This is a genomic window from Paracraurococcus ruber (genome assembly GCF_004353985.1).
Taxonomy (GTDB): domain Bacteria; phylum Pseudomonadota; class Alphaproteobacteria; order Acetobacterales; family Acetobacteraceae; genus Paracraurococcus; species Paracraurococcus ruber.
Map to the genome: position 1 here is coordinate 1 of NZ_SMOA01000222.1, position 9,151 is coordinate 9,151.

Annotated in this window: 10 protein-coding genes; 4 read left to right on the forward strand and 6 right to left on the reverse strand. The window is 65.7% G+C overall.

Annotated features, from left to right (window positions below):
• Window positions 1-314: 314 nt before the first annotated feature.
• On the reverse strand, window positions 315-749 hold the full coding sequence (locus E2C05_RS24820; protein WP_133222330.1) for a response regulator: 435 nt from the start codon (window positions 747-749) through the stop codon (window positions 315-317).
• A 441-nt stretch (window positions 750-1,190) separates the two neighbouring features.
• Between E2C05_RS24820 and E2C05_RS24825 the strand changes: the two genes are divergently transcribed.
• The 3 genes from E2C05_RS24825 (at window position 1,191) to E2C05_RS24835 (ending at window position 2,311) form a co-directional block, all read left to right on the forward strand.
• Window positions 1,191-1,469 carry a hypothetical protein gene (locus E2C05_RS24825; RefSeq protein WP_133222331.1) on the forward strand — a complete coding sequence of 93 codons (279 nt, stop codon included), beginning with the start codon at window positions 1,191-1,193 and terminating at the stop codon, window positions 1,467-1,469.
• Between the two features lie 246 nt (window positions 1,470-1,715).
• Complete coding sequence (locus E2C05_RS24830) at window positions 1,716-2,060, forward strand: hypothetical protein (RefSeq protein ID WP_133222332.1); 345 nt, start codon at window positions 1,716-1,718, stop codon at window positions 2,058-2,060.
• Window positions 2,061-2,071: 11 nt separating this feature from the next.
• On the forward strand, window positions 2,072-2,311 hold the full coding sequence (locus tag E2C05_RS24835) for a hypothetical protein (protein ID WP_205083045.1): 240 nt from the start codon (window positions 2,072-2,074) through the stop codon (window positions 2,309-2,311).
• 121 nt (window positions 2,312-2,432) lie between these two features.
• Here the strand turns inward: E2C05_RS24835 and E2C05_RS24840 are convergent, their stop codons facing one another.
• Window positions 2,433-2,993 (reverse strand): response regulator, encoded by a 561-nt coding sequence (locus tag E2C05_RS24840; protein ID WP_133222334.1) that lies wholly within the window; start codon window positions 2,991-2,993, stop codon window positions 2,433-2,435.
• A gap of 174 nt (window positions 2,994-3,167) precedes the next feature.
• Window positions 3,168-4,133, reverse strand: coding sequence for a site-specific integrase (locus E2C05_RS24845; protein ID WP_133222335.1), 966 nt, complete (start codon window positions 4,131-4,133; stop codon window positions 3,168-3,170).
• Between the two features lie 191 nt (window positions 4,134-4,324).
• Here E2C05_RS24845 and E2C05_RS24850 point away from each other — a divergent pair, with 191 nt between their 5' ends.
• Window positions 4,325-5,074, forward strand: coding sequence for a carbonic anhydrase (locus E2C05_RS24850; protein ID WP_133222339.1), 750 nt, complete (start codon window positions 4,325-4,327; stop codon window positions 5,072-5,074).
• 71 nt (window positions 5,075-5,145) lie between these two features.
• On the opposite strand, the gene E2C05_RS24855 is transcribed toward E2C05_RS24850, so the two are convergent.
• From E2C05_RS24855 to E2C05_RS24865, 3 genes are all read right to left on the reverse strand, one after another.
• Window positions 5,146-5,811: an AbrB/MazE/SpoVT family DNA-binding domain-containing protein gene (locus E2C05_RS24855; RefSeq protein ID WP_158292356.1), complete on the reverse strand. Its 666-nt coding sequence runs from the start codon at window positions 5,809-5,811 to the stop codon at window positions 5,146-5,148.
• 438 nt (window positions 5,812-6,249) lie between these two features.
• On the reverse strand, window positions 6,250-7,125 hold the full coding sequence (locus tag E2C05_RS24860; RefSeq protein ID WP_205083048.1) for an alpha/beta hydrolase: 876 nt from the start codon (window positions 7,123-7,125) through the stop codon (window positions 6,250-6,252).
• A 1,406-nt stretch (window positions 7,126-8,531) separates the two neighbouring features.
• Window positions 8,532-9,151: hypothetical protein (locus E2C05_RS24865; RefSeq protein ID WP_205083051.1), on the reverse strand; the 620-nt coding region annotated here is incomplete at its 5' end.

Sequence of the window (9,151 nt, forward strand, 5' to 3'; positions counted from 1 at the left end):
CCCGGTACAAGGCAGTCGGCTGGGTGGGAGAGGGCCATTCGGCCCCGGCATGCTGCGGCGTGTGTACAGAACCGCCGGCATGCCCCTTCCGACTCCCACGACGCTCGTAGACCCAACTAGTTCGACCCCTCGGCGATCCCGTGCCTCAATCCGCAGTAGATACTGCAGGAAGCGCGCGGCCGATGAGGACGCCCGCATGCGGCCCCTCTTTCCGAGCATTGTCTCCTCGGCGAGAGATGCAGCGACCGGAGCCGGCGATCCTCTTTCGGACGGCGCAAAGCGGCCCGACACCGTGCCGGACCTCGGCGTCGAAGCTAAGCGCAATCCGCGCGCCGGCGCATGGCGACTGGCCTCGCATCGGTACGAGCCTGATCGATGACGTTCCAGACCGCTGCAGCAAGCTCATAGTAGCCCTCGGGTTTGGCAAGCCGGATCGTTGGCCAGCCCAACCCGCGCAGATCAGCTTGCGGCGAACCTTTACTGAAGCCGGTTATCACCACCACTGGCAGATGCGGCGTATGTCGGCGCAACTCCGCAATGATGCTCTGGCCGGCAAGGACACCGAACAACTGCAAGTTAATCACAGCCACCGCGAGAGCGCCTGCTTTGGCGGTCTTGGACACAGTATCAGCCGCGTTCACTGCCATCAGCGTGTCGAAGCCCTCTGCCGTGAGAAGGTCCTCCACCATGAGAGCGAGTACGGCATCATCCTCCACAATCAATGCCAGAGGCCGTGTCTCGGCGGTCATGCTGCTGTCCTGCGGAGCCGCCCGCTCGACGCGGAGCGGCTCACGCCCCTCGATTTCAATCGGGGATTGATATCTCGAGCAGCGATGCCGCGTGGGAGCGCAGGTGCCTCACATGCCACCAAATATGCTTGTCACTCACATGTGAGCGAGGCATATTGTATGCGTTCAAGCTGTTCTTGGACGTCTCCTCCCAGTGATCTGCGTCGCGACCTGGGGTCGGGCGCATCGATCGCCACTCGGGGCCGGTGAGCAATCACCGGCCCTCTTTTTTCGTGTGCTCCGGCGCCCCTGCTTTCCCGTACCGGCGTGGGCTGGTTCGGAGCCGCGTCACCTCTGAGGCACAGCGCGCGTACTCTTCAGCCCGGTGACATGAAAGCGATACGACCGCCCGCTCCACGGCTTGGCCGCCTCATGCATGATCCGGAACGAAGGAGACAGACGTTGCCGGACTTCCTCGCCGACGACTTCGGCGCCATCGCGCGTGCCATGCGCCGTGACGCCGCCGCGCCGCCCAGAGTGCTGCTGCACTTCTGGCACCTGCTGACCCGCCTGACGAGCGAGCACGACAATGTCGAGGCCGCCATTGCAGAGGCCCATGAACTCTGGACGCACCTGGTATCTGATCCAGAACACCTCGCCTTGGCCGATGGCACCATCCTGATGGACCGCGATGCCCTGACCGAAGCGATGACGCGCTATGCCCAAGGACTGCCGATCTGAGTTCGTCCAACAGGCGCGAAGTGTCTCGCTGAGGCACCGCCATGCTCGCTTCTTCAGGACATGCACGGAGCAGCGTGAGAAAAAGCCGGCATTCCAGCCTGCTCTCCATGGGTTGCAACAGTGACTGCTCGCATTCTCCCCGTCCGGCCCACGCGCGACCTGGACTTCACGCGCGGTGAACGGCGCGCGATTGCCACGTGGTGTGCATTCCGCGGGCCTGCCTGGTCCATCAGGTCTCTGCAGACCGTGACCGGCCATGGGGTGCTCGGCATCGCCACCTGCGGCTCGGATGGCGCGACAGATGAACCTGTCCCGACTTGGCTCCTGATCAAGATGCCAGCTGGCCTGTTGCTGACGAACGCGCTTACCAGCAGTCCGGTCGGCGTCTATGGGTCCATCGTCGCTGCCTTCACCGCAATCACGAGCATCGAAGGCGCTGAGCCGATGAACGACAATGAGCCAAGCGGATGCGGGGAGCTGGCATCGAGTAGCATGGGCGTACTGCCTTCGGCTTTGCCATATCTGGCATCGCAGATTGGCACTGGCTTTGTGCTCGGCCGGCGCACGGTTCAGCGCAAATGGACCAAGTGACAATGTCGACGTTGGCCGAGACCTTGGGCGCACTGAGTGCCGCCCTGGCCGAGCAGCATGCATCGCGCTACAGCGATGCGTCCGCAATCACCTACTTCGAGTTTGGCATCCTGCTGGCCCATATGGATGCCGAGATACCAGACTGGTTGACCATGACGCCGCGGTGGGCGCGTGCTGCCGTTGCGACCGGACGCTCAGCCGCCATCCACAAACTACGCGAGAGCCGCCAGTTTGCTCGTGTCACGTCGTAGCGTCGCTGATTGACGGGCTCATGGCTGCTGTGCGCAGGACAGGCATTCCAATATTGGCTGCGTGGTGGCACGCGAGCATAACAGCCGGCGTTGGATGAGAAGCAGCGGCTCGACAGCCGGGTCACGCCGCTATGAGCCGTTCGCTCCAGCTATTATCGTCCGGCATGTCAGCGCATCTTTTCGCGCGATCGATCAGGCCCCACACCACGCGCGTGAACGCCAAATAGTCGGCGGCTTTGAGCATCCGCACCGTGACGCTGCTCGGGTTGAGAAGACCAGCCTCTGGCATCTCCTCATCGTTGTCCGTGACCACCACAATGGGCAGGTCGGGATTGGCGCGTCGCAGGCGCCCAATCAAGCAGCGGCTGAACAAGCCGGCGCCGGGGTGCTGATCGACCACCACCAATGTGAGCTTGGCGGTGATAGTCTCTGCAGCAGCTAAACCGTGAGCCACGACGACGTCGAACCCCTCGGCCAATAATAGGTCTTCGGTGATGCAGGCGAGTGCTGTTTCGCCGACCACCAGCGCCAAAGGCGCCGGATTGAGAGGCTTCATTGTGATCCTGGAGGGGAGGTAGGCGGCGACGAACCGCTGTCCACCTTGCTCTACGCAGGAAGTGGTTGACAGATCGTTTGCCACGACCGCGGATGCCCTACTGATATCCATCGTTTGCTGAAGCACGCCGAGCGGTCCGCCAGCCCACACTCCGTCTCAGTGCCAAGTCTCGGTTTCACACGACCTGTGTTGCGAGAGCCCAAGCTTCCCGTCCATTTGTCAGCCGCCGGGCCCCTACCCCCCCCCGGGGGGGTTATCAGCATCGCACCCGAGCTCGCTGACGCTCCAGCGTAGCGACCGTCACAGTCCGACCCGACCGGAGACGTTGGCGCGGAACAGCCCGCCATCGCGGATGTAGCGGCGCAGCACAGTGGCGCTGCGGTGCCGGGTCTGCCGTTGGATGTCGCGCTCCTCGAGGCCGTGCGCCGCGGCGCTGGTGGCGAGGCCGGCGCGCAAGCTGTGCCCCGAGAAGCCCGCCGGGTCGAGCCCCGCCGCTGCGGCGCACCGCTTCACGATCAGCGCTACCGCCTTGTCTGACAGGCTATCGCCGATCCGGCCATGCCGATCGACGCTGCGGAACAGCGGCCCGTCCGCGATGGCCGCGGCGTTCCGCCAGGCCGCCAGCGCGGCGACTGGGCAGGTCGCGCTGCCGGTCCGGGCGATGCCAACCAGCTGGCCGGCGCCCTCCTGGTCGCCCTTGCTGCGGCGGATGGTGACGCGCAGGCCGCTCTCCTCCTCGGCCAAGTCCGCGACCTGCAGTGCCACCAGTTCGCTGCGCCGAAAGGCCCCGGCAAAGCCCAGCAGCAGCAGCGCCCGGTCGCGCAGCCCGAGCAGCGCATCATCGCAGGTGGCGACCATGGCCCTAACCACCTCGACCGTCGCCGCGGCGGCTTGGCGTTGGGCGCTGCCATGCTGCCGGCGGATGCCGCGCATCACCTCGCGGATCGCCGGGTGCCGGGTGTCGAGCTGATGCCCGGCCAGGCGGTGCGCCGTGGCGATGGCGGCGAGACGCCGCTCCAGGGTGCTGACCCGCAGGCTGTCGGCCTTGGCCGCCAGATAGGCGCCATCCGTCTCTGGCTGAGCGGGGAGGAGATCCAGGCCATGCGCGGTGGTCCAGGCGGCAAAGCAGTCCCAGTCGCCCTGGTAGGCCTTCCGGGTGGCCGCGGCGGTGGCGCGGCTGGCGTAGCCCCGGGCGCGGGCGTGCACCGGGTCGAGCGGCACGATGGCGCTTGGCGGATCCACCGCGGTGACGACTGCCTGCCTCATGCCGATCCCGTTCTGGATTCCAGTAGTGTTTCCTTATTGGGGGCGACAAGCTGGTGCCATCACCGCGGTCGACAGCGGCTTTCCGTCACGTCGACCCTCTACGACCTCTGGAACTGGCGGACTGAGCGGAGCAACTTGGCGTGCCGGCTCGCGGCAGCAAGGCACGGCCCAATCTGCTGAGGATGGATGTCATGCAAGGTGATCTTTGTCGCTGCGGCGACTGTCTCCGCCACATCAATGCTTCTGGCCGGCGCAGATTCATCGGCGGCGTCGCCGCCGGCGCGCTCGCAGCTGTTGGCATCCCAGCCGGTCCCAGTTTGGCGGCCAACCCGACCGCGAAGACCACGCTCACCTCCGACGAGGCGCTCCGGTTACTCAAGGAGGGCAACGACGAGTTCCGCATGGATGCCCCCTACCGCGCCGCTCAGGGCCGCGAGCGTCGCATTGAGCTGGCCCGGGGGCAGGCGCCCTTCTGCGTGCTGGTCGGCTGTTCCGATAGCCGCGTTCCACCCGAGTTGCTGTTCGGGCGGGGCTTGGGCGAGCTATTCATCATCCGCAATGCCGGGAACACCGTCGACACCGCCGCGCTCGGCAGCATCGAGTACGGGGTGGGCGTGCTCGGCTGCCCCCTGATCGTGGTCCTGGGTCACGAGGCGTGTGGTGCGGTCGCGGCCGCGGTCGATGTGGTGGACAGGAACGCCACCTTTCCTGGCGTGATTGGGGAGATGATCCAGCCCATCATCCCCGCCGTCCTTGCCGCCCGCAGCCAGTCCGGCGACTTGCTCGACAACGCGGTTCGGATGAATGCCCGGCGCGTGGCTGGACGCCTCAAGACGCAGAGCACCGTGCTGCAAGAGGCGCTGCAGCAGAAAAGACTGAAGATCATCGCGGCACGCTACGACTTTGATGACGGCGACGTAGACTGGTTCGAGGACAGCTGAGGGCTGAACAGATCGCCGCCTGAACCACGCTTCCTGAAGGAGGGCCGGCATCTGCGGGGAGGATCCACGTTTTACTCGTGCTCGCCAGGCCTGGGGCTACGATCGGGAGCCTTCCCGAGCCAGAGGCCGTCGGACCTTGGTTCCAGGATCAGTCGGTCACCGGTATGCAGACCGGCCGCCTTGAGAGCTGCGGCGGGAATCTGCACGGTGACGGTCTCATCGCCTTCTTTCCGACCGACAAAAGGGATGTCCAAGACCCAGCTCATGCGAGGCGCATCGGGCACGACCATGGTGTAGAGTTCATCGATCCAGGTCACCTCGCCACGCTCATAGTCGGCCGCGTAGCAGCGCAGGAAAGCATGAATGAGTGCTGTGATTTCCTTGGGCGTCCGGGAAGTGCGTGGTTCACCAACCAGCTCACGAACCACAATTCTCTCGACTACCCGCTCGGGCGTTTTGCCATTCTGCATGACATCTCGGTTCAGAGCATCCAGAACGGCTGCGGCGGGCAGAGGGAGGCCATCAGGCAGACAACGAAGCCGCGCCAGGTCGCTCAACTCCCTCACCTTGGAGGAGACATGGGCGTGGGCAAGGGATATCTGGTCCACACGTCTCCCGAGCAATCGCGCCAAGCCGATCCAGATTGCGTAACTTGCCGCCTCAAACTCGCGGCGTACCTCGACCTCCGTACGGAGGTAGGCACGGGCGCCACCCTCGCCTGATCCATCATTGCTCATGCAACCACCTTGCGGCTCCGCAGCAGTTGTGCCGACCCAAGCTTTGACCGGCATTTCCCGCAGCAGGGGTACGCGGTCAATATAGCCGTGACTGTCCCACATCCGACAAGCGACCGCTCATGCAGGCGGCTGAGGACGTCCAAGTTGACCTCGGCTGTCCAAGGATGACCACGATCCTGGCCAAGCGCCGGCGAGACCCGGATGCCGGCAACCGATCCTGCCTAGGACTTTGCCTCCGATCAGGCGTAATGGCGACGGCAGCCGTTCCTCGCGGCGAAGACTTTCCCGGGTCGATCACATAGCGGCCAAGTTCTGAGGCTCGATACCCGAGAGCGCTGCCGCTCCCGACCTAAGCCGGACCAACGAAGGTTAAGCAGATGGAGCGCGCCTGCCATACGGCCGCGCTTGCGCCGCTCGCGTGCTAATCCGGTGGTTTACTCACCTCGGTGCCGTCAATGAGGCAGTGATGCGGGAGATGAGGTCCGCCCAGGCCCGCGTGCCCGGCGTCACAAAGTCGAAATGACCAGCGTCTGGGATCTCAACGCGCTCGATTGGCGCTGTGCCCCTCGGTCCGACTGCCCGCTGGTAGTCGTGCGCGACATAGGGCGGGACGAGACGGTCGAGGACACCGCTGACCAGGACGACACGCCCAGCCGGCGCCGGCATCTCCGCCGGGGAGATTTCGGCGTAGAGGTCGGCCGACGCCGAAGCGGGCACCAGCCGGTCCAGGATGCCTGGACCGCAATGGACGGGTATGAACCGCGCGAAGCGCCTCAGGTCACCGATCCCGGCCAGGCTGATGGTCGAGCGTGGCACGAACGGCGCCGCGCCCCGGATGGAGCTGCCCGGCGGGAGACGGTCGCGCACCGCGGCCCAGAGCGCGAGATGTCCGCCGGCAGAATGTCCTACGGCGACACTGCGGGAGGGGTCGAGGCGAAGACGTGCGGCCTCCCGCGGCAGGCGATCGAGCGCAGCGGCGACGTCCTGGAACGTGCCGGGATAGCCACCGCCTGCCTCGTCGGCCCGCCGGTAGCCGATGCTCCACGCGGCGATCCCGAGTTCCGCCAGGGCCTTGCCCATGTGGCGCAGCTGCTCTCGCCCCGCGTCGGGCAAGTCCCGCCAGCACCCGCCGTGCAGCAGGATCGCGACAGGATGTGGGCCGTCGCCCTCCGGCAGGAACAGGTCGATGGCCTGCGAGGCTCCGTTCCCGTAGTGAAGGATCTCGGTCGGGGCTGGCTTGGTAAGCCTGATGAACTCCGCGAGCTCGACCGGTTCGGCGGCGTGCGCCGCGGTGGAGACGACCAGAGCCGCCAACAGCCGCATTACGTGGTGTCGCATTGGGCCTTGGTCCTTTCCGGGCCTCGCGGCAGCGGGCCAGACGCCCGCCGCCAGCGCACAGTGCGCCGGGATGGACGGCCAGTGTCTCACGCCTGCGTCACGGGACTGCAAATCGGGCTTCCTATTCCTCAGCCGAGACCGTACGTCGCGCGTAATGCGCGCGGCAGGCGCGGCGGATGCTCGCCCCTGCTTGCAGCGACACCGACGGTCCGCTCTCCGCCCTCCTACGACCTTGGCAGTGGCACCAGCCGTCAGATCCTGGCGACTTGCCGAGGAGCACCGGGCTGCCAGTCCAGCAGCAAGCCTCTTGATTTCCCTGACAACGGGCAGGAAAAAAGCTTGTTGAGGAGTGGCCCGGGTCGATGCCGGGGCAAATCTTCTACTATGCACTCTCGGTGGAAGCCCTGAGCCTTGGCATAGGACGACCATCCCCGCATGAAGCGGGGCTGGTCCCTATGCCTGCGCGAATGCTGCGCCTCTCGTTGGAGCCGCCCCTCGCCTCGGCAGTGGACATGGCGCATGAGCCTGCCACTTCGACGCCGACTTCCGCGGACCATGCTCCGCGCTCCCCCCCCCTCGCGCCTTTCGGACCGGGCTTCGCCTTGGGGAGATCCCACGGTAGGCGATGAAGTCCACGCCGCCGCCGTTAATCCGACCAGCGTGGACTGCAAGGACGCGACGCACGAAGAACGCCATCGCCAATGCACATCTATTATAGCGCACGAGGAACCCGGCAGCAATGAATATCGGGATGATGCGTGACATGCATAGTGAAAGCATTGGCAAGGACGCCTTGAATTGACTCGGTTGCCGCCAGGGTTGGGTCGGACTCCGATCCTCGAGCTCGGTGCAGACTGGGATCGCGGTGGACCGGCTGGTGTGGGCCCGGCTGTCGGCGATACCCTGATGATGCGCGAGACGGCTCAAGGCCAGGGCTCTGGTGGCATATGCCCCGCATTGCCATTCTGGTGAGTCTGGAAGGCCGCCTGCTGAACAGCAGTAGTCGTGCCGCAGACGAGCGTCGAAGTGCCGTGTACGCGCTTCCAACTCGAAATGCGGGGCATGTGGGCTGTGCCGAGACTGCCGTACATCGCGCGAGCGGGACGGCGGGATGACCGGCGGCTTGCACCAGGTACCGGGAGCCCGTGTGCCGGGGCATCGCGGCACCGCATGCCCAGCAATGCCGAGCCGCTGCGCGCTGGTGGCGGTGCGGCGTGCTGAGTCTCTCATCCCTGCCCATCCAGTCCTGTCTGCCTGGCGCTCGACGTAGCGCGAAGCTGCGGCATGATTGCGCCGCCGACGATCCCGACGAAGCGCTCTGGGGAAGTGGTGCTGCCCGGCATGACAGACCGCGCCCCTATCAAGCCAGGTAGACGAGAGGCTCAATGCCGCGGTGGCGGAATGCGGCGGCGCTTGCGGGCTTTTCGGCTCTTCTTGGTGAAGCAGCTGCCCTGGGAGAGCAGATGCGCCAAGCCGAGAGGATCGTCGACTTCGCGGTAGCCGGCTTCGAGGCGAGCCTTCGGCCCGAGGTTCTCGGAGCTATGGGAGCGGCGGCCCGACAGCGGCATGAGATCGTCCTCAAGCCTGATGCCCAGGACCTCTGCCAGCGGGACGGTGCCGGCGCCGAGACCGATGGTCAGGGCGGGATCCAGGCTCTTCAGGAAATAGCAGCCCCAGCCCCAGCGCATCGCGGGCGTCCCGGGATAGCGGCGGTTGCGGCCGACGCGAATGCCGTTGACCCGGAAGCCACCGATCTCGGTCAAGCGCGAGACGAGCTCGGCCCGGAGTTCGACGTAGTCCTTCCCGCGGTGCCGCCTCGGAAGATGGACCAGCAGGTGGGTGTGCTCACGCTTGAAGCGGCCGACCTCGCGGACCCAGACAAAGCAGGGCTCAATCCCCTGCCGCTTCAGGTAGCGGCTCATCCGGTCGAGGCACCTGGTCTGCGTGAATGTCCACCTCGCAGGATCGAAGCCTTTGGTATGCCGCCAGAGAAGGGTGAGAT

Bases quoted from the DNA above. Each gene is read 5' to 3' on its own strand.
- E2C05_RS24820 (WP_133222330.1), bottom strand. From the start codon at position 749: ATGACCGCCGAGACACGGCCTCTGGCATTGATTGTGGAGGATGATGCC.
- E2C05_RS24845 (WP_133222335.1), bottom strand. From the start codon at position 4,133: ATGAGGCAGGCAGTCGTCACCGCGGTGGATCCGCCAAGCGCCATCGTG.
- E2C05_RS24850 (WP_133222339.1), top strand. From the start codon at position 4,325: ATGCAAGGTGATCTTTGTCGCTGCGGCGACTGTCTCCGCCACATCAAT.
- E2C05_RS24855 (WP_158292356.1), bottom strand. From the start codon at position 5,811: ATGAGCAATGATGGATCAGGCGAGGGTGGCGCCCGTGCCTACCTCCGT.